This is a genomic window from Nocardioides sp. JQ2195, assembly GCF_012272695.1.
In the GTDB taxonomy this organism is placed as follows: Bacteria; Actinomycetota; Actinomycetes; order Propionibacteriales; family Nocardioidaceae; genus Nocardioides.
Window position 1 is genome coordinate 3,532,223 of record NZ_CP050902.1, and the last position, 21,107, is coordinate 3,553,329.

At 68.0% G+C, this 21,107-nt stretch carries 23 protein-coding genes and 3 tRNA genes; 4 read left to right on the top strand and 22 right to left on the bottom strand.

Going from position 1 to position 21,107, the window contains the following annotated elements; genetic code table 11:
- Position 1 precedes the first annotated feature (1 nt).
- From ncot_RS16750 to ncot_RS16820, 15 genes are all read right to left on the bottom strand, one after another.
- Positions 2-967, bottom strand: a complete 966-nt coding sequence (locus ncot_RS16750) for an MCE family protein (RefSeq protein WP_168618627.1) — start codon at positions 965-967, stop codon at positions 2-4.
- Positions 964-1,998: an MlaD family protein gene (locus ncot_RS16755; protein WP_168618628.1), complete on the bottom strand. Its 1,035-nt coding sequence runs from the start codon at positions 1,996-1,998 to the stop codon at positions 964-966. Before ncot_RS16755 ends, ncot_RS16750 begins: the two co-directional genes overlap by 4 nt.
- Positions 1,995-3,269: an MCE family protein gene (locus ncot_RS16760; RefSeq protein WP_168618629.1), complete on the bottom strand. Its 1,275-nt coding sequence runs from the start codon at positions 3,267-3,269 to the stop codon at positions 1,995-1,997. The genes ncot_RS16755 and ncot_RS16760 overlap by 4 nt, the downstream gene beginning before the upstream one ends.
- Before the next feature lie 2 nt (positions 3,270-3,271).
- Entirely contained in the window at positions 3,272-4,099 is an 828-nt protein-coding gene (locus ncot_RS16765) for an ABC transporter permease (protein ID WP_168618630.1), read from the bottom strand.
- A gap of 2 nt (positions 4,100-4,101) precedes the next feature.
- Positions 4,102-4,887, bottom strand: a complete 786-nt coding sequence (locus ncot_RS16770) for an ABC transporter permease (protein ID WP_168618631.1) — start codon at positions 4,885-4,887, stop codon at positions 4,102-4,104.
- A gap of 12 nt (positions 4,888-4,899) precedes the next feature.
- Positions 4,900-5,856 (bottom strand): ABC transporter ATP-binding protein, encoded by a 957-nt coding sequence (locus ncot_RS16775; protein ID WP_168618632.1) that lies wholly within the window; start codon positions 5,854-5,856, stop codon positions 4,900-4,902.
- Positions 5,857-6,213: 357 nt separating this feature from the next.
- Positions 6,214-6,603 (bottom strand): 50S ribosomal protein L7/L12, encoded by a 390-nt coding sequence (gene rplL, locus ncot_RS16780; protein ID WP_168618633.1) that lies wholly within the window; start codon positions 6,601-6,603, stop codon positions 6,214-6,216.
- Positions 6,604-6,685: 82 nt separating this feature from the next.
- Entirely contained in the window at positions 6,686-7,348 is a 663-nt protein-coding gene (gene rplJ / locus ncot_RS16785) for a 50S ribosomal protein L10 (RefSeq protein ID WP_168618634.1), read from the bottom strand.
- Between the two features lie 247 nt (positions 7,349-7,595).
- The gene (locus tag ncot_RS16790; protein ID WP_168618635.1) at positions 7,596-8,435 is read right to left on the bottom strand and encodes a hypothetical protein; all 840 of its coding nucleotides are present in this window, start codon (positions 8,433-8,435) and stop codon (positions 7,596-7,598) included.
- Between the two features lie 26 nt (positions 8,436-8,461).
- On the bottom strand, positions 8,462-9,325 hold the full coding sequence (locus tag ncot_RS16795; protein WP_168618636.1) for a hypothetical protein: 864 nt from the start codon (positions 9,323-9,325) through the stop codon (positions 8,462-8,464).
- A gap of 161 nt (positions 9,326-9,486) precedes the next feature.
- Positions 9,487-10,206, bottom strand: a complete 720-nt coding sequence (rplA, locus tag ncot_RS16800) for a 50S ribosomal protein L1 (RefSeq protein WP_168618637.1) — start codon at positions 10,204-10,206, stop codon at positions 9,487-9,489.
- Positions 10,207-10,297: 91 nt separating this feature from the next.
- Entirely contained in the window at positions 10,298-10,726 is a 429-nt protein-coding gene (rplK, locus tag ncot_RS16805; RefSeq protein WP_168618638.1) for a 50S ribosomal protein L11, read from the bottom strand.
- 293 nt (positions 10,727-11,019) lie between these two features.
- The gene (gene nusG, locus ncot_RS16810; RefSeq protein ID WP_168618639.1) at positions 11,020-11,898 is read right to left on the bottom strand and encodes a transcription termination/antitermination protein NusG; all 879 of its coding nucleotides are present in this window, start codon (positions 11,896-11,898) and stop codon (positions 11,020-11,022) included.
- A gap of 61 nt (positions 11,899-11,959) precedes the next feature.
- Entirely contained in the window at positions 11,960-12,202 is a 243-nt protein-coding gene (secE, locus tag ncot_RS16815; protein ID WP_346766624.1) for a preprotein translocase subunit SecE, read from the bottom strand.
- Between the two features lie 39 nt (positions 12,203-12,241).
- Positions 12,242-12,314, bottom strand: a tRNA-Trp gene (locus ncot_RS16820).
- Positions 12,315-12,441: 127 nt separating this feature from the next.
- Here ncot_RS16820 and ncot_RS16825 point away from each other — a divergent pair.
- From ncot_RS16825 to ncot_RS16840, 4 genes are all read left to right on the top strand, one after another.
- Positions 12,442-13,740, top strand: coding sequence for an aminotransferase class I/II-fold pyridoxal phosphate-dependent enzyme (locus tag ncot_RS16825; RefSeq protein ID WP_168618640.1), 1,299 nt, complete (start codon positions 12,442-12,444; stop codon positions 13,738-13,740).
- Between the two features lie 141 nt (positions 13,741-13,881).
- A complete protein-coding gene (locus tag ncot_RS16830) occupies positions 13,882-14,916 on the top strand; it encodes an adenosine deaminase (RefSeq protein WP_168618641.1) in 1,035 nt (344 codons plus the stop codon).
- Entirely contained in the window at positions 14,913-15,386 is a 474-nt protein-coding gene (locus ncot_RS16835) for a hypothetical protein (protein WP_168618642.1), read from the top strand. The genes ncot_RS16830 and ncot_RS16835 overlap by 4 nt, the downstream gene beginning before the upstream one ends.
- A 480-nt stretch (positions 15,387-15,866) precedes the next feature.
- Entirely contained in the window at positions 15,867-17,294 is a 1,428-nt protein-coding gene (locus ncot_RS16840; protein WP_168618643.1) for an HNH endonuclease signature motif containing protein, read from the top strand.
- A gap of 4 nt (positions 17,295-17,298) precedes the next feature.
- On the opposite strand, the gene ncot_RS16845 is transcribed toward ncot_RS16840, so the two are convergent.
- The 7 genes from ncot_RS16845 to ncot_RS16875 form a co-directional block, all read right to left on the bottom strand.
- Positions 17,299-18,381 carry a UDP-N-acetylmuramate dehydrogenase gene (locus ncot_RS16845; protein ID WP_168618644.1) on the bottom strand — a complete coding sequence of 361 codons (1,083 nt, stop codon included), beginning with the start codon at positions 18,379-18,381 and terminating at the stop codon, positions 17,299-17,301.
- Entirely contained in the window at positions 18,332-18,718 is a 387-nt protein-coding gene (locus ncot_RS16850) for a MaoC/PaaZ C-terminal domain-containing protein (protein WP_168618645.1), read from the bottom strand. The genes ncot_RS16845 and ncot_RS16850 overlap by 50 nt, the downstream gene beginning before the upstream one ends.
- Complete coding sequence (locus ncot_RS16855) at positions 18,715-19,116, bottom strand: MaoC family dehydratase N-terminal domain-containing protein (RefSeq protein ID WP_168618646.1); 402 nt, start codon at positions 19,114-19,116, stop codon at positions 18,715-18,717. The genes ncot_RS16850 and ncot_RS16855 overlap by 4 nt, the downstream gene beginning before the upstream one ends.
- A 101-nt stretch (positions 19,117-19,217) precedes the next feature.
- Positions 19,218-19,388 carry a 50S ribosomal protein L33 gene (gene rpmG, locus ncot_RS16860; RefSeq protein ID WP_057324404.1) on the bottom strand — a complete coding sequence of 57 codons (171 nt, stop codon included), beginning with the start codon at positions 19,386-19,388 and terminating at the stop codon, positions 19,218-19,220.
- A 35-nt stretch (positions 19,389-19,423) separates the two neighbouring features.
- A tRNA-Met gene (locus tag ncot_RS16865) sits at positions 19,424-19,500 on the bottom strand.
- Positions 19,501-19,550: 50 nt separating this feature from the next.
- Positions 19,551-19,623 (bottom strand) — tRNA-Thr (locus tag ncot_RS16870).
- A gap of 64 nt (positions 19,624-19,687) precedes the next feature.
- Complete coding sequence (locus ncot_RS16875; RefSeq protein WP_168618647.1) at positions 19,688-21,100, bottom strand: amidase; 1,413 nt, start codon at positions 21,098-21,100, stop codon at positions 19,688-19,690.
- Positions 21,101-21,107 lie beyond the last annotated feature (7 nt).

Genomic DNA, 21,107 nt, shown 5'->3' on the forward strand with positions numbered 1-21,107 from the left:
CTCAACCACCTGCCGGAAGGGGTGGCATGTTGGTGATCGTGGTGTCGAACCAGGGCCCGTTGCCGAGGGTGCTCGCGAAGTAGCGGTAGAACGGCGCCATCGTGCGCAGGCTCTCGTCGAGGTTGTCCTGGTTCTTCAGCAGCACCTTCACCACCGTGTCGAGATTGGTCAGGGCCGGCTTCAGGTCGGCCTTGCTCTGGTCGACCAGGGCGGTGAGCTCCTGCGACATCGACGAGGTCGACACCAGCAGGTTGTGGATCGCCGTCCGGCGCGAGACCAGGGCGTCGAAGAGGACCCGGGCATCCTTCATCAGCTTGATGATGTCCTGGTCACGCGAGCCCAGCACCCCGGAGACCTTGCGCAGGTTCTTCAGCAGGGTGTTGATCTGCTCGTCCCGCGCAGCGAGGTTCGTGGAGAGCGCGGAGACTCCCTTGAGGGCTGACCTGAACTCGTCAGGCGTGTTGCGGGTCAGGTCGCTGAGGGTGCCCAGCGACGCCTTCAGCTGCTCGACGTCGATCGCTTCGGCGCGACCGGCCAGGCCCTCGAAGGCCTCCACCACGTCGTACGGCGAACGGGTGCGGCTGACCGGGATGGTCGAGCCCTCCTCCATCTGGCCCGAGCCGGCCGGGGACAGCTCGAGGTACATCGCACCGAGGAGCGTCTTGACCTTGATCTGGGCACCTGACTCGGGCCCGAAGTCGACGTCCTTCTCGACCTTGAAGGTGACCTTGACGTGGTCGCCGTCGAGCTCCATCTTGTCGACCTTGCCGACGCGGACGCCGGCCACGCGGACCTCGTCGTTGGCCTTGAGGCCCCCGGCCTCCGCGAAGGAGGCGTAGTAGGTGTCGCCCCCGCCGATCAGCGGGAGGTCGTCGGCTCGGAAGGCGGCCAGGAGCATCACCATGATGGCGGTGATGCTGACGGCCCCGATGATCACGGGGTTCTTCTGTCGGAACGGAGTGCTCATGGCAGCGAGCACCTCGCGTTCTTCGTGTCGTAGTCGATCGGGATCTCCTTGAGCTTGCCGACCTGGACCGTTCCGGTGAAGCGGCACAGATAGAAGTTGAACCAGGAGCCGTAGGTGGCCGTGCGGCCGATCTTGGTGAGCTTGATCGGCAGCACCTGCATCGCCCGGTCGATCTCGGCGCGGTTCTTGGCCAGGTTGCCGGCCACCGTGCGCAGCTCCTTCACGTCGCGGACCAGCGGTCCGCGGATGCCCTTGACCAGGTCTGAGGTCTCGACCGCGAGCGACGAGATGGAGTCCAGCGAGCCGAGGATGGCGTCCTTGTCCTGGGCCAGGCCGTGGACGAGCTTGCGCAGGTTCACGATGAGGCTGCTGAGCTGCTCGTCGCGGTCACCCACCGTGACCAGCACCTCGTTGAGGTTGTCGATCAGGTCACCGATCACCTGGTCGCGGTCAGCCAGGGTCTGGGTGATCGATGCGGTGTGGCCGAGGAGGCCCTCGACGGTGCCGCCTTCGCCCTGGAACACCTGGATGATCTCGTAGGAGAGCTGGTTGATGTCCTGCGGCGAGAGCGCCTGGAAGAGCGGCTTGAAGCCGTTGAACAGCACGGTGAGGTCGAGCGCGGGCTTGGTCCGCGAGAGCGGGATGGTGTCACCCTCGTCGAGGTTGGTGCCGCTCTGTCCCTCCTGGGCCAGGGCGATGTAGCGCTGGCCGACCAGGTTGCGGTAGCGGATCGTGGCGTGGGTGGTGTCGGTGACGTCGGCCTCGTCGGCCACCGAGAAGGTCACCACCGCGCGGGTGCGTTCCTTGATCTCGATGTCCTTGACGGTGCCGACCTTCACGCCGGCCATGCGAATGTCGTCACCCTCGACCACCCCGGCCACGTTGGTGAACTCGGCCTTGAAGTCGCGGCTCGAGGCGAAGGTGAGGTTGCCGATCAGCACGACCAGCATGCCGGTGGCGATGGCGGTGACCACCATGAAGACCACCAGCTTCCAGGTGGCGCTGGCGGTGCGCTTGTCGAGGAGGCTCACCGCAGGGTCACCTCCGTGCCGCGCACCAGGGAGCCAAGGAGCATGACGTCGAGGTCGGTCGGCTCCGAGCCCGTCGACCCGGAGATCAGGCCGCGCACCATCTGTGCCTCGCGCCGGCTGCCGGGCGTGGCGGCGAGTGCCATCGACCCGGGTGCGACCCGTCGCGTGCCCTTGCCGGTGTCGGTCTCCACCCCGTCGTTGAAGTTGGGCACGTCGGTGAACGGGTTCTGCTGGGAGAAGGGCGGGCTGGGCAGGGTGCCGCAGTAGGCACCACTCTTCTGCTGGAGCACAGGAGAGTCCTGGGGGCCGTACTCCCGGGGGCTGTTCGGCAGCACCTCGAGGTTGATGTGCAGGGTGAACCCGCGGAAGGCCTGGGCCTGGAGGTCACCGGCCTTGACGATGCCGGCCGTCAGGCACGGGAACTCGGGTGCGTACTTGGCGATCATCCGCAGCTGGGTCGCGCCGAGCTCGCCGACCCGGATGAGGTTCTGCTCGTTGGCGTCGAGGAACTCGCCGGTGACGTCGGAGAACTTCGAGACGTCGTCGAACAGCTTGTTGAGCTTGTCCTCCCTGGAGAGCAGGGTGTTGCCGGTCTTGACCGTGTTGCGCAGCGTGTGGGCGATCTCGGGGAGCACCGAGGCATACAGGTCGGAGGTGCGCGCGGTCAGCCGCAGGTCCTCGATCAGGTCGGGCAGCAGCGGGTTGATCCGCTTGAGGTAGCTGTCGAGGATCTCTATGCTCTCCCCGATCTTCTCCCCGCGGCCCTCGAGGGCCGTGGCCAGCGCGGTCAGGGTCTTGTTGAGGTCGGCCGGCTCGACCGTCCGCAGCAGCGGGTAGAGGTCGTTGAGCGTCTGCTCCACCTCGGCCGCAAGCTTGGTCTGGGTGATCGTCGCCCCGGCCCGGATGTGGTCCGAGGACGGCTGGTCGGGCACCTGCAGGGCGACGTACTTCTCCCCGAAGAGGGTCTTGGGCTCGATGCGCGCCGTGACGTTGGCCGGGATGTTGCCGACCTGGTCGGGGTAGAGGCCGAGGGTGAGCTCGGCGCCCTCACCGGATGCTTCCATGTCGAGCACCTCCCCCACCAGGACGCCGCGGATCTTCACGTCCGCGCGCATCGGCAGCTGGAGCCCCACGCTGGAGGACTGGAGCGCGACCTCGTCGTAGTCGGCGAACTTCTTGGTGAAGATCGCCATCGTCAACCACAGGCTCCCCGCCATCAACGCGAGGAACAGCAGGCCGATCAGCTTGGTGTTTCCGAGAACTCGACTCATCGTCAACCCGCCAGCCTCACGGTCGTGGTGGTCCCCCAGATCGCCATCGACAGGAACAGGTCGATCACGTTGACAGCCACGATGGACGTGCGCACCGCCTTGCCCACGGCAACACCCACGCCGGCCGGTCCACCGCTCGCGTTGTAGCCGTGGTAGCAGTGGATGAGGATCACGACGACGGCGAAGACGAGCACCTTGCCGAAGGACCACAGGACGTCGCCCGGTGGGAGGAAGGTGTTGAAGTAGTGGTCGTAGGTGCCCGAGCTCTGGCCGTAGAACTGGGTCACGATGAGCCGGCTGGCGAAGTAGGACGACAGCAGGCCCACGACGTAGAGCGGGATGATCGCGATCAGGCCGCCCACCACCCGGGTGGCCACCAGGAACGGCATCGACGGGATGGCCATCACCTCGAGGGCGTCGACCTCCTCCGAGATGCGCATCGCGCCCAGCTGGGCCGTGAAGCCGCAGCCGACCGTGGCCGCCAGTGCGATGCCCGCCACGAGTGGCGCGATCTCACGCGTGTTGAAGTAGGCCGAGACGAAGCCCGAGAAGGCCGCCGTGCCCAGCTGGTTGAGGGCGGCGTAGCCGGAGAGGCCCACCTGGGCCCCGGTGAAGAACGTCATCCCGACGATCACGCCGACGGTGCCACCGATGACCGCGAGGGCACCGGAGCCGAGGGTGACCTCCGCGAGGATCCGCAGGATCTCCCGGGGGTAGCGCGTGACCGAGCGGGGCACGGCACGCAGCACACCGAGGTAGAAGGCCATCTGGCCCCCCATGGTGTCGAGGGACTGCAGCGGCTTCGTGTAGACGGACTTGAGGTTGGCCATGATCAACCCCCCTTCGGCGGGATGATCTGGATGTAGATCGTGCTCATCACGAAGTTCACGACGAACAGCAGCAGGAACGTGATGACCACGGACTCGTTGACCGCATCGCCGACGCCCTTCGGGCCGCCGCCGGCCGAGATGCCCTTGTAGCAGGCCACGACCGCGGCGATGAGTCCGAACACCAGGGCCTTGAGGAAGCCGACCCAGAGGTCGGGCAGCTGGGCTAGGGCGGTGAAGCTGGCCAGGTAGGCGCCGGGGGTGCCGTCCTGGAGCACGACGTTGAAGACGTAGCCACCGGCGATGCCGACCACGGTCACCATGCCGTTGAGGAAGACCGCGACGAGCATGCAGGCCAGCACCCGGGGGACGACGAGGCGCTGGATCGGGTCGATGCCGAGCACCATCATCGCGTCGAGCTCTTCACGGATCTGACGGGCGCCGAGGTCGGCCGCGATGGCCGAGCCACCGGCTCCTGCGATCAGCAGGGCCGTCGCGATCGGGCCGGCCTGCTGGACCACCGCGAGCACGGAGGCCGAGCCCGTGAACGACTGGGCACCGAACTGCTTGATCAGCCCTCCCACCTGGAGTGCGATCACCGCACCGAAGGGAATCGCCACCAACGCGGTCGGGACGATCGTCACCGACGCGATGAACCAGGCCTGCTGCAGGAACTCCCGCAGCTGGAAGGGTCGCTTGAAGAGCGCACGACCCACATCGAGACCGAAGGCGAACAGCTTGCCTGCGGTGCCGAGTGGCGCGAGGACCCGGGAGGAGGTGAGAGAGGACATCTGGTGGCTTCGTCAGGATCCCGGCGCCAGGCCGGCGTTGGTCGACTCGAACGAACCGGGAGGCGGAGTGACGCCGTTCTGGCGGCACCACTCGCCACCGGGACGCTGGCCACGGCGCGGGATGCCGTTGGAGGGCTCGAGCTGGAGCGGGATGGGCGGCAGCGGCGGCATCTCGATGTCGCGCTCGGCCTCGAGCTCGTCGGCGTCCTTCTCCTCGGACATGCCGATCGGGCCCACGGTCTGTGCGTTCAGGAACTGCCGGACCACCGGCTCCTCGGAGCTGAGCAGCATCTCGCGGGGACCGAACATGGCGAGGTGCTTGTGGTAGAGCAGGCCGATGTTGTCCGGCACCGTCCGGGTGCTGTTGATGTCGTGGGTGACGATCAGGAACGTGGCATCGATCTGGGCGTTCAGGTCGATGAAGAGCTGGTTGATGAAGGAGGTCCGCACCGGGTCCAGGCCGGAGTCGGGCTCGTCGATCAGCAGGATCTCGGGGTCGAGCACGAGGGCGCGGGCCAGGCCGGCACGCTTGCGCATACCACCGGAGATCTCACCGGGCAGCTTGTCCTCGGCACCGAGCAGACCGACCAGGTCCATCTTCTCCATGACGATGTTGCGGATCTCGGTCTCGTTCTTCTTGGTGTGCTCGCGCAGGGGGAACGCCACGTTGTCGTAGAGGTTCATCGAGCCGAACATCGCACCGTCCTGGAACAGCACGCCGAAGAGCTTGCGGATCTCGTAGAGGTCCTTCTCGGAGCAGGAGGCGATGTCCGTGCCCTCGATGATGACCGAGCCCTCGTCGGGCTTCAGCAGGCCGATCAGGGTCTTCAGGAAGACCGACTTGCCGGTGCCGGAGGGGCCCAGCATCACGGACACCTCGCCGGCGGGGATGGTCAGGGTGACATCACCCCAGATCAGTTGCTTGCCGAAGGTCTTGGTCAGCCCTTCGACCTTGATGTCCACGCCCATGGTGCCTCTTCTCCCTCGTGACGCCTGACTGGTTTCGCGCTCGTTGCACCGAACGCGAACTCCCTTGCCCACGCCGACTTCGCAGTAACAACGCGACTGCTGCGGGTTAAGTTACGGCCTTTGCCGGTCATAAGTCACCCGTTGTGTCAGTCCGTGGCCGTCGTCCGGGGCGACACGAGGACGTCAGCCGCACGGATCCTCCGGGGACGTCGCGGGCACCGCCCGGGGAATCCTCCCGGGAATGCTGCGGGAATGCTGGGGAACGACGAACGGGCGGGCACCCCCACCTTGCGTGGGGATGCCCGCCCGTCGTTCGCGCGAGCGCGAGGATTCAGAGCACGCCGTGGCGTGCGGGAATCACTTGACCGTGACGGTGGCGCCGGCGCCCTCGAGGGCTTCCTTCGCCTTGTCGGCGGCGTCCTTGTCGACACCCTCGAGGATCGCCTTGGGGGCCGACTCGACGAGGTCCTTGGCCTCCTTCAGACCGAGGGAGGTCAGGGCGCGCACCTCCTTGATGACGTTGATCTTCTTGTCACCAGCGGCCTCGAGGACGACGTCGAACTCGTCCTGGGTGGCGGCCTCTTCGCCACCGGCAGCGCCACCGGCCGCGGGGGCGGCAGCAGCGGCAACGGGGGCAGCGGCGGTGACGCCGAAGGTCTCCTCGAACTGCTTCACGAACTCGGAGAGCTCGATGAGGGTCATTTCCTTGAACGCTTCGAGCAGCTCGTCAGTGCTGAGCTTCGCCATGATGGGCGCTTCCTTTCGGTACTGGCCCCACCAGCGGTTTGCTGGGCGGGCCGGGTTTCAGGTGGTGTACGTCGGCCTGGGTTCAGGCTTCGGTGGACTCGGCAGCCTCATCGGCAGCCGGAGCCTCGGCGTCCTCGGAAGCCGGGGCTTCGTCGGTTGCGGCCGGGGCCTCCTCAGCAGTGCTGTCTGCCGGGGCGGGAGCACCGGCACCACCTGCGAGGATCGAGGGGTCCTGCTGCGCCTTGGTCTCGAGGGCGCCGGCGAGCCGGGCAGCCTGCGAGATGGGGGCGTTGAGCAGGTAGACGGCCTGGGACAGCGAGGCGAGCATTGCGCCGGCCATCTTGCCCAGGAGGACCTCGCGCGACTCGAGGTCGGCCAGCTTGGCGACCGCCTTCGCGTCGAGGAAGTCGCCGTCGAGTACGCCGCCCTTGATGATCAGGGCGGGGTTTGCCTTGGCAAAGTCACGCAGACCCTTGGCCGCCTCGACGACGTCGCCTTCGATGAAGGCGATCGCGGTCGGACCGGTCAGCAGGTCGTCGAAGCCTTCGATGCCCACCTCAGCGGCGGCGATCTTGGCCAGCGTGTTCTTGACCACGGCGTAGTTGGCGTTCTCGCCGAGGGCACGCCGCAATTCCTGCAGCTGCGCCACGGTGAGACCGCGGTAATCGGTCAGTACAGCACCGGAGGCAGTGTTGAACGAGTCAACGACCTCCGCAACAGCTGCTGCCTTGTCTGGCCGCGCCATGGGTCTCCTTCCGAACTACGTCAGAGAGACCACCACAACACCGTGAAAATCACGAACGCCCCGGCAGAGTGCCAGGGCGTATCGGATCGACGAGGATCCTTGCTCTGTCACCTGCGCAGGCCATCCCGCTCTTCGCGGAACCTTCGGTCGGCGTTCCAACAGTGTTGGGCGCTGACCACCGGCGGTCTCTGGTTTCAGTGGTGAACTCTAGGCGGAGTCACGGTCGGACACCAAATCGTGCGGGGGCTCACCCGCCGGCCCGGTAGTCGGCCGGGACCTTCGTGGTCACCTGGTCGGCCGGCGGAGCCTCGATGGGTGCCACCCGGCCGTAGCGGGAGTAGAGCAGGGTGGCCTCGGTCTCGACGCCGTCGAGCGAGGAGGTGGTCACGGCCTGGACAGGACGATCCTGGTCGTCGAGCCAGAAGTTCATCGTGGTGGTCTCGGTCGACGTGCCGGCCTGCCCGTCGTCGGCCGGTGTCGCGAACTCGATCGTGTAGTGCACCGCGCTGATCGTGGTGTCGCGCCCGTCCGGAGCGGTGGTGTCGATCTCCTCGACCCCCACGACCTCGAACGCCCGAGGGTTGCTGAACGACTCGAGGAAGGGCTCCTGGTCGGCGAGATCACGCAGCGCCTGGAACGCCGGCCTGTCGGGAACCTTCCACCACGGCTTCTCCTGACGATCGTTGCCGCGCAGGTAGAGGGCCCCGCCGGTGTGGACCACGGTGAGCTGCCCGTTCGCCCCCGGCAGGGTGCCGCGCGTGACTCGCTGGTCACCATCCATCCAGACGTCCTGGCTCAGCACCGCGACCGCCTGGTCGTCCTCCACGAGGGCCACGGCCTGGTGCCAGCCACCGGATCGTTCCTGTGCGCTCGCGATGGTGGCGAAGAACCGGTCCTCGGGGATCGTGGTGAAGCCACCGGCGAGCTCCCGGGGGGCCTCCGCCTGCGCGGAGACCCCCTCAGCCCGACCCGCGGAGCCCTCGGTGTCGTCACGGCCGCTCACGACGAGGAGCAGCACCACGGCGACGACGAGGACGGCAGCGAGGGCCGCCTGGGCAGCCGAGGAGCGGGAGAGCTGACGAGACATGGCGCTCAGTCAAGCACCCGCCGGACTCATCGCGTCACGGTGTCCGCGTCAGCAGGCGCCTCGATGTCCACGTCGACACCGTAGTCGGAGTAGGTCTGCTCGACCTGGCTCGTCTGGCCCCGGATCTCGTACTCCTGGGTGACCTTGACCGGACGGTTCTCCGCGTCGATCCACATGTCGAACGTGAGCTCGGGCGGCAGCATGCTGACCACCTCCGCGGGAAGGTCGAGGTTCTCGGCGTACGTCTCCGAGCTGATGGTGATGTTGTAGTGGTTGGCGGCGACCCCGTCGACGTCCTCCTGGCCGATGAGCTCGAAGTGCTTGGGGTCGTCCATGGCGCCGAAGAAGGTCTCCGGGTCGGACATGTCCATGAGCTGGGACAGGGGGTTCCCGGCATTCTTCGGGTCGCTGGGGTCGAACTTCAGCCACTTGCCCTCGGGGACGCCGATCCCGTCGGCCTGCATGTACATCACGCCGTCCACCACGATGGTGGAGATCTGCTGGGGGGCGTCGGGACGCGTGGTCGCCTTGGCCGCCACCCCGTTGTCGGTGTACTCGCTCTCGAGGTCCAGGGTCATCGTGGCCTGGCCCGTCGTGGTGGTGGTGACGCCCTTGAAGCTGCCGGCGTCCTTCTGGGCGGTCATCACCGTCTCGTAGAAGCTGTCGCTGTCCAGCTCGGTCAGCTCGGCGTCACCGTCGTCGCTCCCCCCGTCGGTGGCGCCGTCGGTGGTGGCGCTGTCGTCACCGCCATCGGACTCCGCGCCCTGGGACTGGCTGGTGCTCTCACCGTCGCCGCTGTCGTTGGAGTCACCGTCGCCATTGCACCCGGCAAGCAGGAGGGTGGAGGCGAGAGCCGCAGCGATCGCGGCGCGGGGAAGCTTGATGGACATGGAGTCTCCTCGTCGTGGTGGGTGTGCACGGCCGACCGTACCCAGCCGTCCCCACCGGAAACTCCGGCCGACGAGAGTGTGGGCCACGCCTCACCACATGACAGAAGCCGGCCCCCGAGGGGACCGGCTTCCGGCTGGCACACGCTGAGGTGTGGCGTGGGTCAGGCCTGGACGTCACCCTCGACCGCGACGTTCTTCGTGCGGTTGGGGTCGACCTGGACGCCGGGGCCCATGGTCGTGGAGAGGGTGACCTTCTTGATGTAGCGGCCCTTGGAGCTGGCCGGCTTGAGACGAAGCACCTCTTCGAGGGCAGCGGCGTAGTTCTCGGCGAGCTGGACCTCGTCGAAGGAGGCCTTGCCGATGATGAAGTGCAGGTTGGCGTGACGGTCCACGCGGAACTCGATCTTGCCGCCCTTGATGTCGGTGACGGCCTTGGCCACGTCGGGCGTGACGGTGCCGGTCTTCGGGTTCGGCATCAGGCCGCGGGGGCCGAGCACGCGACCGAGACGACCGACCTTGCCCATCATGTCGGGGGTGGCGACCACGGCGTCGAAGTCGGTCCAGCCGCCGTTGACCTTCTCGATGAGCTCGTCGCCACCGACGATGTCGGCGCCGGCCTCACGGGCGGCCTCGGCCTTGTCGCCGTTGGCGAACACGAGGACCTTGGCGGTCTTGCCGGTGCCGTGGGGCAGGTTGACGGTGCCGCGCACCATCTGGTCGGCCTTGCGGGGGTCGACACCGAGACGCATGACGACGTCGACGGTCTCGTCGAACTTCTTCTTGCTGCCGCCCTTGGCGATCTTGATGGCGGCCAGCGGGGCGTGGAGTGCGTCGATGTCGAACGACTCGGCGGCCGCGCGGTAGGTCTTGCTGCGCTGCATGTGATTCTCGTTTCTTCGAAAGAGTGTGTGGTCCGGGCCAGCGCGGCCCTGCCACGAGTTGCTGAAGGGGAGCTTCCTGGGGGAAGAGACCTCAGGCGGTCTCGACGCCCATCGACCGGGCCGTGCCCTCGACGATCTTCATCGCGGCGTCGACGTCGTTGGCGTTCAGGTCGGGGAGCTTGGTCTGGGCGATCTCGCGCACCTGGTCCTTGGTCAGCTTGCCGACCTTCTCCTTGTGCGGGGCACCCGATCCCTTCTTGACGCCGGCAGCCTTCTTGATCAGCTCAGCGGCCGGAGGGGTCTTGGTGATGAAGGTGAACGTGCGGTCCTCGTAGATCGTGATCTCGACGGGAACGACGTTGCCGCGCATCGACTCGGTCTGCGCGTTGTAGGCCTTGCAGAAGTCCATGATGTTCACACCGTGGGGACCCAGGGCGGTACCCACCGGCGGAGCCGGAGTCGCAGAGCCAGCCTGCAGCTGCACCTTGACCAGTGCAGCAATCTTCTTCTTGGGGGGCATTCTTCTTCTCTTTCTGTTTTGTGGTCCTGACGAGGAGTACGACGTACGCCTCTGCCACGTGCTGTTGCCCGGGCAACCGGACCATTGTGCGCCGGATGCCCTGAGGATGTGAAATTGATGTACCCGTTGGTCGAGTGCCGGCGAGGGACGAGCCGGTGTGTCGGGACCGGGCCGAAGCCTCAGCTCCTGCCCTGCGGCTGTCACCGGTGCCTCGACCCGCAGTCGCGACTTCGTTCCTCAGCCGCGTGCTCGCTCGACCCAGCTCGATTGTGAGCTGCGAGCGAGCTCGCCTCTCACACTCGCTGAATCTGGGAGAAGCTCAGCTCGACCGGGGTCTCGCGACCGAAGATCTCGACGAGCGCCTTGACCCGCTGCGTGTCAGCGTTGATCTCGGTGATCGTGGCGTGCAGCGTGGCGAACGGCCCGTCCACGACCATCACGGAGTCGCTGACACCGAAGTCGGCAACCTCGACCGGCTTGCGCGGAGCGGCACCACCGGCGGCGGGCTGGCCGCCTCCGGACGTCTCGGCGGCAGCGGCCTCGGCCTCGGCCGCAGCGACCACGGCAGGGGCCAGCATGCTCTCGACCTCGCCCATGGACAGCGGGACCGGCTGGTGGCTGTGACCCACGAACCCGGTGACCGAGGGCGTGTGGCGCACGGTCGACCAGGACTCGTCGGTCAGGTCCATCCGGACCAGCACGTAGCCCGGCAGGACGGTGCGCTTGACCAGCTTGCGCTGGCCGTTCTTGATCTCGGCGACCTCTTCGATGGGGACCACGATCTCGTGGATGTAGTCCTCCATGTTGAGGGAGATGATGCGGTTCTCGAGGTTCGCCTTCACCCGGTTCTCCATGCCGGAGTAGGTGTGGACGACGTACCAGTCGCCGGGCTTGGCCCACAGCGCGCGACGGAACTCCTCCAGCGGGTCCTCGGCAGCAGCGTCGTCCTCTGCGGCGGCGTCGGCGCTCTCGTCGGCCTCGGCGCCCGCCTCGTCGGCCACGGGCTCCTCGGCGGCGACGTCCTCGTCGGCCAGACCCTCGTCGGCCAGACCTTCTTCAGCCAGACCCGCTTCAGCCTGCGTCGCTCCGGCGTCGTCCTGGACGTCGACCTGGTCGGCAGTCTGGTCGACTGCCGCTTCGTCGTGCTGCTCCGACACGTGTTGCTCCGTCATTTCGTAGTTCGATGTGGCTGCTGCGGCGATCACGCTCCGGTCCGGGCGGACCGCGAACCGCCTACTGCTTGGTGTTGTTCGCGAAGATCTCGAAGACGAGCTTTCCGAACCCGAGGTCGAGCAGCGAGACCAAGGTCATCATGAAGACCACGAAGACCATCACCACGATGAAGTAGGTGATCAACTGCTCCTGGGTCGGCCAGACCACCTTGCGCAGCTCGGCAATGGCCTGGCGCACGAACTTGACCGCACCCGTGCGTTCGCGCGCATCGCTCGAACCACGCATCGCGTCGCCGTTCGCCACGTCATCACCTTTCGTTGCTGTGCTTGTCGTTTCCCTTTGCAGGGCACGAGGGACTTGAACCCCCAACCTTCGGTTTTGGAGACCGATGCTCTGCCAGTTGAGCTAGTGCCCTTCGGTGTCTCGAACCGCCGTACCAAGCCCCCTCAGAGGGCATGACCCAGCATGTCGCGATCGACCAGACGTGGAGTCTACGTGGAACACTCACGCGACGTCCAAACCAGACGTGAAACCATGGTGCCATGACCGAGTCCAATGAGCCCGTCCAGCCTCTGTCCGAGCGTTCCCCCGAGCAGCTGGCCACCTTCCTGGAGGACCAGCAGTCGGCGTACGCCGACCTGAAGTCGCGAAGCCTGGCCCTCGACCTCACGCGCGGGAAGCCGGCCACGGCGCAGCTGGACCTCTCCGACGCCCTGCTGTCGTTGCCGACCGGCGTCAAGGACTCGACCGGCGTGGACACCCGGAACTACGGCGGGCTCGCCGGCATCGCCGAGCTGCGCCAGATGTTCGCCGAGCTCCTCTGGGTGGAGCCCGAGCAGGTCGTCGCCGGCGGCAACTCGAGCCTGGTGATGATGCGTGAGGTGCTCACCGACCTGTGGCTGAAGGGTGGCGTCGACAGCGAGCGACCGTGGGGCCCGCGGGAGCCCGGCGAGAAGGTCCGCTTCATCTGCCCCGTGCCCGGCTACGACCGCCACTTCACCCTGCTCGACTGGTTCGGCATCGAGCCCGTCACCGTCCCCATGAACGACAACGGCCCCGACATGGACGCCGTCGAGGCACTGGTGCTGGACGACGCGAGCATCAAGGGCATGTGGCTGGTGCCCACCTATGCCAACCCCACCGGCTCCGTCGTCACCCAGGACGTCGCTGCCCGCCTGGCCGCGATGCCGACGGCGGCCGCCGACTTCAAGATCTTCTGGGACAACGCCTACGCGTTCCACCACCTCACCGAGGAGGAGGCCAAGAGCGCCGACATCCTCACGCTCGCGGCGGCCTCGGGCCACCCGCACCGGCCGATCATGTTCGCCTCGACCTCCAAGATCACCTACGCCGGAGCCGGCGTCGCGTTCCTGGCCGGCTCCGTGGAGACCGTGGCCTGGTACACCACCCACCTCGGCAAGGGCGCCATCGGCCCCGACAAGCTGAACCAGCTGCGCCACGCCCAGTTCTTCGGCTCCGCACAGGGTGTGCGCGACCACATGGCCCGTCACCGAGAGATCATCGCCCCGAAGTTCGCCGCCGTGGAGAAGGTGCTCAGCGAGCGCCTCGGTGGCCTCGACGTGGCCACGTGGACCCGCCCGACCGGCGGCTACTTCGTCAGCCTCGACGTGCTCGACGGCACCGCGGCACGGGTGGTCACCCTGGCCAAGGAAGCGGGCATCGCGCTGACGCCGGCCGGGTCCTCCTTCCCGAAGGGCGATGACCCCCGCGACCGCAACATCCGTCTGGCCCCGACGTATCCCGAGCTGGATGCGGTCACCGAGGCGATGGAGGCCGTCGCCACCTGTGTCCTGCTCGCCGCCGCCGAGTCGTTGAGCTGAGCCCACGCCCCTCCTGCGGCCGTTCCTCTCAACGGGCACCCGGTGAGAGGGGACTTCCCGGCCGGAGTCCCGGCCGGGAAGTGGTGATCCCGGCCGGGAGGTTCACCACGGCACCGCCACGGATCTGACACAGTGACCGCCATGCGGAGAGCTCTGTCCACCCTCCCGAAGGCGCACCTGCACCTGCACTTCACCGGCTCCATGCGGCACTCCACGCTGCTCGAGCTGGCCGATCGCGACGGCATCGTGCTGCCCGAGTCACTCGTGTCGGACTGGCCGCCGCAGCTCTCGGCCGCCGACGAGAAGGGCTGGTTCCGCTTCCAACGGCTCTACGACGTGGCCCGCTCGGTGCTGCGCACCGAGGACGACGTACACCGACTGGTGCTGGAGGCCGCGGAGGACGACGTCCGCGACGGCGGGCGCTGGCTGGAGATCCAGGTCGACCCCAGCGGGTACGCCGCGAAGTTCGGGGGCATCACCGCGTTCACCGACCTCGTCCTCGACTGCGTGGCCGACGCGAGCCGGCGCACCGGGCTGGGCATCTCGCTGGTCATCGCGGCCAACCGCACCCGTCATCCGCTCGACGCCCGGATCCTGGCCCGTCTCGCGGCGCAGTACGCGGGTCGCGGGGTGACCGGCTTCGGGCTGTCCAACGACGAGCGTCGGGGCAACACCGACGACTTCGCCCGCGCCTTCGCGATCGCCGAGCGCGCGGGCCTGATCGCGGTCCCCCACGGCGGCGAGCTCCTGGGCCCCGACAACATCCGCCGCTGCCTCGACTCGCTCCACGCCGACCGGCTCGGACACGGGGTCCGCGTTGGTGAGGACCCGGCGCTGCTGGAGCGCGTCGTCGAGCAGGGCGTGGCGCTGGAGATGTGCCCCGTGTCGAACGTCGCGCTCGGCGTCTACTCGGACCTGACCTCGGTGCCCCTGCCGCAGCTGATGGAAGCCGGCGCGACCATCGCCCTCGGCGCCGACGACCCGTTGCTCTTCGGCTCACAGCTGGAGGGTCAGTACGCCACCATGCGAGCCGCTCACGAACTCACCGACGGGCAGCTCGCCGAGCTCGCCCGCATGTCGTTCCGCGCATCCCGGGCCCCCTCCGACATCCTCGACCGGGCCCGTGCCGACATCGATGTCTGGGAGCGCCAGTCGCCTGACACGATGGAGACATGAGCACCCCGTCCGACCCGTCGCCCGAAGATCCCACCCGGGCCTGGGGGCACCCGACCGACCCCGGTTGGGGCCGCCCGGCCGACGCCGGCAACCAACCGCAGCCGCCGTACGCCGGCCAGCCGCCCTACGCCGGTCAGCCGCCCTACGGCGCCCGGCCGGAGTACCCGCCGACCGGTTACCCGCCGATGCACGTGCCGCCGGCGCAGCACCCGTCGGCGATGACCGCGATGGGCCTGGGCATCTTCTCGCTGGTCGGCGGCTTCACCTGCTACCTGCCGATCCTGGCCGCACCCTTCGCGTGGGTGGTCGGTCGCAACACGGTGCGCGAGATCGACGCCGAACCGGGCCGGTGGAGCGGCCGCGAGCTGGCCAACGCCGGCCGGATCATAGGCATGGTGACGACCATCCTGCTGACCCTGATCGTGCTGATCGGGGTCGGGGCGCTCGCGATCGTGCTCTACGCGCCGTGACCTGCGACCCTCGGGCCGCGGGCGGTGCCATGGGCAAGATCGATCAGCACTCGCGGCGATAGACCACCACACGATTCCACGGGGTTTCGTCATGACGATCCAGTCGGAACCCCAAACGCTCGGCGAGCCGAATGCTGGTCCTGCAGGACGCTCTGGCCGTAGCCGCGGGCGCTCCACACCGATGCAAATCGCTCGGCCTGCCCCTGCGCGGCAGCTTGGTCAAGGCTGTCCCCGCCGATGAACCGCGCCACGTGCGGGTCGGAGTACAGACCCGCCAGCACGGGGCCGTCGTCCGCCACGACAGGACGTAGGACAAGGCGGGCGGTTTCGGTCGGGGTCGGCTCGGAGGTCATGCGAGCCATCCTCCCTCCACCGAGCCCGCACGGATCGGCGACCACAGCACCGCACCAGTCGAAATCTCTTTCCACAGATTCATCTCGGGCATTGCATCACCCATTGGGCAAGGCTAGAATCGAACACATGTTCGATTCATCCATGACCTCGAACCCGGAGCAGGCCGCTCCGGGCGCTGTGGTGCCCGTGGATGCGTCGACAGTGGCCGCATGGACTGTGGCCCTGATCGCCAGCATCAGGGCCACAGACGAAGATTCTGAGCGCATCGACCTGATCGCCGAGCTCGAGAAGCTCAAGCGCATCATCGGTTCCGTCCAGGCAGACCTTGCTGTCGACTTCGACACCTCCATGCGCGCGAAGGCCGAAGCCCAAGGCATCGGCAAGCGCAGACAGGGTCGCGGCATCGACACCCAACTCGGCCTCGCCCGCATGGAGACCCCGGCCCGTGCCAAGAAGCACCTCTCCCTGGCCACCGTCCTCCGCAAGGAGATGCCCCACGCCCACGCCGCCTTCCGGACCGGCGCCATCAGCGAGTACGGCGTCACGCTGCTCGTCAAGGAAACGGCCTGCGTCGAACTCGACGCCCGCCAACAGATCGACGAAGAGATCGCCGCCGATCCCGAAGCGCTGATGAAGATGAGCGACAAACAGATCGGCAACCGAGCCCGCACACGCGCCGGCGAACTCGACCCCGCCTCCGTCGCCCGGGCCCGAGCCAAGGCCGAAAAGGACCGCCGCGTCTCGATCCGCCCCGCGCCCGACACCATGGCCTACGTCACCGGCCTCCTACCCGTAGGCCAAGGCGTTGCCGTCATCGCGGCCCTCACCAAGGCCGCCGACACACTCATCAACTCCGGCGACGAGCGCTCCCGTGGCCAGATCATGGCCGACACCTTCGTCCAGCGCCTCACCGGCCAGGCTGCCGCCTCCGACGTACCCGTCGCAGTGAACCTCGTCGTCTCCGACACGAGTTTGCTCGGCACCGACAACAACGCCGCCCACCTGGCCGGGCACGGCACCATCCCCGCCGACCTCGCCCGCCACCTGATCGCCAACAGCCTCGACGCAGGCATCACCACCTGGCTCCGCAAGATCTACGCCGGAACCCACGGCGGCCTCGTCAAGATGGACGCCAAGGCCCGCACCGTCCCCCACGGCCTCGCCAGGCTCCTTCGACTGCGCGACGGCAACACCTGCCGCAACCTCTGGTGCGACGCCCCCATCCGCCACATCGACCACGCCCACGGCGTCATCAACGGCGGCCAGACCACCGAAGAAAACCTCCAAGGCCTCTGCGAAGCCTGCAACTACGCCAAACAAGCACCCGGCTGGTCAGCCACCGGCCAACACCCACCCGATCAACGACACCGGGTCACCACCACCACCCCCACCGGGCATCACTACACCTCGACCGCACCGCCCCTGCCCGAGCCCGCTCGACCACCCGCCCACCTCAGTCCGGTCGCAGCCCAATTCAGTGAACAGATCGCAGCGAGACGACGTCGGCTCACCATCGAGCTCTACCGCGGACCCTCCATCGACTACGCCGCCTGAGCCCTCACAAGGAACACCCGACGAGCACCGGCTCGTTGACCAGTCTGACCCCGAAGGCCAGCTCGACCCCGTCGCGCACCTCCATCGCCAGGGCCAACAGGTCGGAGGTGCTCGCCCCGCCCCGGTTGGTGAGCGCCAACGTGTGCTTGGTGGAGAGGCTGACCCGGTCGTTGCCGTGGCCCTTGGCGAAGCCGGCGTGCTCGATCAGCCAGGCCGCACTGGTCTTGACCCGTCCGTCGGGCTGCGGCCACCGTGGCGCCGCCTCCGGCAGGGCCGCCGCCTGCTCGGGGGGCAGGAACGGGTTGGTGAAGAAGGAGCCCGCGCTCCACGTGTCGTGGTCCTGCGGGTCGAGCACCATGCCCTTTCCGGCACGCAGCCCCAGCACCGTTCGGCGTACGTCGGCAAGGGGCGCGCGCTCCCCCGGCTCGACGCCCAGGGTGCGGGCCAGCTCGGCGTACTTGATCGGGGCACCCAGGTCGCCACAGCGCAGCTGGAAGGTCACCTCGAGCACCACGTGCCGGCCCGGGTCGGCCTTGAAGCGGCTGTGCCGGTAGCCGAACGAGCAGTCGGCGTTGGCGAAGGTGCGTACGCCGTGCAGCTTGCGGTCCCAGACCCGGACGGACGCGATGGTCTCGGCGACCTCCTGGCCATAGGCGCCGACATTCTGGATCGGGGTGGAGCCGACCGCCCCGGGGATGCCGGAGAGCGCCTCGACCCCGACCCAGCGGTTCTCGACGGCGTGGACGACGAAGTCGTCCCAGTTCTCACCGGCGGCGACGGTGACCAGCACGCCACCGCAGGCCGGGTCGTCGCAGGACTCGTGGTCGGCCGAGATGCCGGTGGTGGCCACCTTGACCACGGTGCCGTGGAACCCGTCGTCGGCGACCACCAGGTTGCTCCCGCCGCTGACCAGCAGCACGGACTCACCGCGGGCGTCGGCGTCGCGGACAGCCGCGACCAGCTCGTCCTCGGTGGTGGCCTCCACGAAGGCCCCGGCCGGACCGCCCAGCCGCAGGGTGGTCAGGTCCGCCAGGCGTTCAGCCACGAACGACCGCCTTCGGCGCACCGAGCACCTTCTCGTCACCACAGGTGACGGTGAGCGCGATCGAGGTCAGCCCGTCGGACTCACCGGTGGCCTTGCCCGCCACGGTGATCACCACGCCCTCGTCGTCGTCGGGCACCACCACGGGCTTGGTGAACTTGCAGCCGAACTCGACGACCCGGCCCGGCCCGCCGGCCCACTCCTCGACGGCGCGCGCGGCCAGCGCCATGGTGAACATGCCGTGGGCGATCACGCCCGGCAGCCCGACCGCAGTGGCCACCCGGTCGCTCCAGTGGATCGGGTTGAAGTCACCGCTGGCACCGGCGTAGCGGATCAGGTCGGCGCGCGTCACCCGGAACTCCCGGGTCGGGTAGTCGCTCATGATTCCTCCCCGCGGTGGATCAGCGTGGCCTTGGTCGTGCAGACCAGGGCTCCGTCGGCGTCGGTGACCACGCTGGTCGTGCCGATGATGTCGTTGCCACCGATCTGGCGCAGCGTCTCCACCGTGAGCGTGGCCGTGAGGACGTCACCCACCCGCACCGGACGCTGGTAGGCGAAGCGCTGCTCCCCGTGGACGATGCGGAACAGGTCGACCTCCACGTCGGCCAGGAAGTCGTTCATCGCGGCGAACGCGACGGTGATCGGGAACGTCGGCGGCGCCACCTCGGCGTCGTACGTCGCACCTGTGGCTGCGGCGAACTCGCGGAGCTTGCCCGCGGTCACCTCGTGGGGGCTGGACGGCGGGAACTCACGGCCCACCAAGGACTGGTCGATCGGCATGGGGCCAACCTATGGCATGTCGCCACCGCACCCCGCAAATGGCGTCGAGGACGGCTCCCGATGACTCGGGGGCCGTCCTCGACGGACGTTGCAGGTGGAGCTCAGCGGGTCTCGCGGTGCACCGTGTGGGTGCGGCAACGCGGGCAGAACTTCTTCAGGTCGAGACGATCGGGGTCGTTGCGACGGTTCTTCTTGGTGATGTAGTTGCGTTCTTTGCAGTCGACGCACGCAAGCGTGATCTTCGGGCGAACGTCAGAGCTCTTGCTGGCCACGATTAGTCCTTCTTGATGGTTGGTGCGTCGATCGGTGGTAGCGGGGGCGGGACTCGATCCCGCGACCTCACGATTATGAGTCGTGCGCTCTAACCAGCTGAGCTACCCCGCCTCGGGACGGGGGTACCCACCAGTCTCGCGACTGGCGGGCTCCCAACCCAGAGCCCCTTTACGGAATCGAACCGTAGACCTTCTCCTTACCATGGAGACGCTCTGCCGACTGAGCTAAAGGGGCGCAACGACAGTGAAGAATACACAGACGTCCCGGAGAACATGAAATCGAGTGGCAGAGGCCTGCATCACAGCGAATTCGAGCCCTGGATCCGAGCGAAGGGACGGGCTTCCTCCAGCTCGAAGGCGAGCTCGAGCAGGGTCGCTTCCTGGCCCGCTCCGGCACCGAGCATCATCCCCTGCGGGAGGCCCCGGGCGGTGGTGGCCAGGGGCAGGGAGATCGCCGGGTCACCCGTGGCGTTCTGCAGCGGGGTGAAGGCCACCCAGTCCAGCAACCGCTCGATGATCTGGTCGTAGTCGTTGGTGGGGTCGAGGTGGCCGACCTGCGGCGTCCCGTGCGCCACGGTCGGGGTGAGGGTGACGTCGTACTGGCGGAAGAACCGGGCCGAGATGTGCTTCGAGGCCGCCAGCCGAGCGGTGGCCAACGGCAACCGGTGCAGGTTGCGCGCGCTGTGCCGGGCCAGCCCGCGGGTCAGGTTGTCGAGCCTGGACGGGTCCCAGGTCCTGCCGTGGGTCAGCCGTCCGGTGCGCACGATGAAGCCGCTCAGCAACGCCCAGTAGAGCAGGAAGTCGTCGGCGAAGCGGTCAGGCACCGGTGGCTCGATCATCTCGACGCGGTGACCGAGCTCCTCGAGCAGGGCGGCGGTCTTGTGGGTGAGCTCGGTGGTCTCGGGGTCCGCACTCCGTCCGACGGAGTCGGTGGTGACCGCGATCCTCAGGCGCTTGCGCCCCGGACGGGTGATGTCGCCGACCGGGGCGAGCTTGAGGTTGCGGAAGACCTTCTCCGACTCGCGGAGGAACGCGGCGGTGTCCCGCACGGACCGGGTGACCACGCCGTCGGCGACGATCCGGACCGGCATGTCGCGCATCATCTTGTCCTGGGCGATCCGGTTGCGCGTGGGCTTGAGCCCGACCAGGCCGTTGACCGCCGCCGGTATCCGGATGGAGCCCCCGCCGTCGTTCGCGTGGGCGATGGGCAGGGCGCCGGCCGCCACCAGGGCCGCGGCTCCCGCCGACGACGCCCCGGCGGTGTACGCCGGGTCCCACGGGTTGCGGACCGGGCCGAGGCGTGGGTGCTCCGCGGAGGCACTGAAGCCCCACTCCGAGAGCTGCGACTTGCCGAGCGGGATCATCCCGGTGGCCAGGTACATCTTCGCGAAGTCGCCGTCGGCCTTCTTCTCGGTGCCGAGGAACGCATCGGCCCCGTGCATGGTGGGCATCCCGGCGACGTCGCAGTTGTCCTTGACCAGGGTCGGCACGCCGCAGAAGAACCCGCCGCGCGGGTCCCGAGCCTCCACTCGCGCCCGGTCGAAGGCGGCGTACGCCAGGCCGTTCAGCTCCGGCTCGACCTGCCCGATCCGGCCGATCGCCGCCTCGACCACCTCGGGCACCGAGACCCGCCCTGCCTGGATCTCCTCGACCAGTCCGACCGTGTCGAGGTCACCGAGGGCGTCGTCGCTGAAGGAGTGCACGCGTGTCATGACCACA

Excerpts from the sequence above, each read along its gene's own strand:
- ncot_RS16835 (WP_168618642.1), top strand. The coding sequence starts at position 14,913 with ATGAGCACCCCGTCCGACCCGTCGCCCGAAGATCCCACCCGGGCCTGG.
- rplL (WP_168618633.1), bottom strand. The coding sequence starts at position 6,603 with ATGGCGAAGCTCAGCACTGACGAGCTGCTCGAAGCGTTCAAGGAAATG.
- ncot_RS16840 (WP_168618643.1), top strand. The coding sequence starts at position 15,867 with ATGTTCGATTCATCCATGACCTCGAACCCGGAGCAGGCCGCTCCGGGC.
- ncot_RS16790 (WP_168618635.1), bottom strand. The coding sequence starts at position 8,435 with ATGTCTCGTCAGCTCTCCCGCTCCTCGGCTGCCCAGGCGGCCCTCGCT.
- ncot_RS16825 (WP_168618640.1), top strand. The coding sequence starts at position 12,442 with ATGACCGAGTCCAATGAGCCCGTCCAGCCTCTGTCCGAGCGTTCCCCC.
- ncot_RS16850 (WP_168618645.1), bottom strand. The coding sequence starts at position 18,718 with ATGAGCGACTACCCGACCCGGGAGTTCCGGGTGACGCGCGCCGACCTG.
- rplK (WP_168618638.1), bottom strand. The coding sequence starts at position 10,726 with ATGCCCCCCAAGAAGAAGATTGCTGCACTGGTCAAGGTGCAGCTGCAG.
- ncot_RS16875 (WP_168618647.1), bottom strand. The coding sequence starts at position 21,100 with ATGACACGCGTGCACTCCTTCAGCGACGACGCCCTCGGTGACCTCGAC.
- ncot_RS16760 (WP_168618629.1), bottom strand. The coding sequence starts at position 3,269 with ATGAGTCGAGTTCTCGGAAACACCAAGCTGATCGGCCTGCTGTTCCTC.
- ncot_RS16775 (WP_168618632.1), bottom strand. The coding sequence starts at position 5,856 with ATGGGCGTGGACATCAAGGTCGAAGGGCTGACCAAGACCTTCGGCAAG.
- rplA (WP_168618637.1), bottom strand. The coding sequence starts at position 10,206 with ATGCAGCGCAGCAAGACCTACCGCGCGGCCGCCGAGTCGTTCGACATC.
- ncot_RS16855 (WP_168618646.1), bottom strand. The coding sequence starts at position 19,116 with ATGCCGATCGACCAGTCCTTGGTGGGCCGTGAGTTCCCGCCGTCCAGC.
- ncot_RS16765 (WP_168618630.1), bottom strand. The coding sequence starts at position 4,099 with ATGGCCAACCTCAAGTCCGTCTACACGAAGCCGCTGCAGTCCCTCGAC.
- nusG (WP_168618639.1), bottom strand. The coding sequence starts at position 11,898 with ATGACGGAGCAACACGTGTCGGAGCAGCACGACGAAGCGGCAGTCGAC.
- ncot_RS16795 (WP_168618636.1), bottom strand. The coding sequence starts at position 9,325 with ATGTCCATCAAGCTTCCCCGCGCCGCGATCGCTGCGGCTCTCGCCTCC.
- ncot_RS16750 (WP_168618627.1), bottom strand. The coding sequence starts at position 967 with ATGAGCACTCCGTTCCGACAGAAGAACCCCGTGATCATCGGGGCCGTC.
- ncot_RS16830 (WP_168618641.1), top strand. The coding sequence starts at position 13,882 with ATGCGGAGAGCTCTGTCCACCCTCCCGAAGGCGCACCTGCACCTGCAC.
- ncot_RS16770 (WP_168618631.1), bottom strand. The coding sequence starts at position 4,887 with ATGTCCTCTCTCACCTCCTCCCGGGTCCTCGCGCCACTCGGCACCGCA.
- rplJ (WP_168618634.1), bottom strand. The coding sequence starts at position 7,348 with ATGGCGCGGCCAGACAAGGCAGCAGCTGTTGCGGAGGTCGTTGACTCG.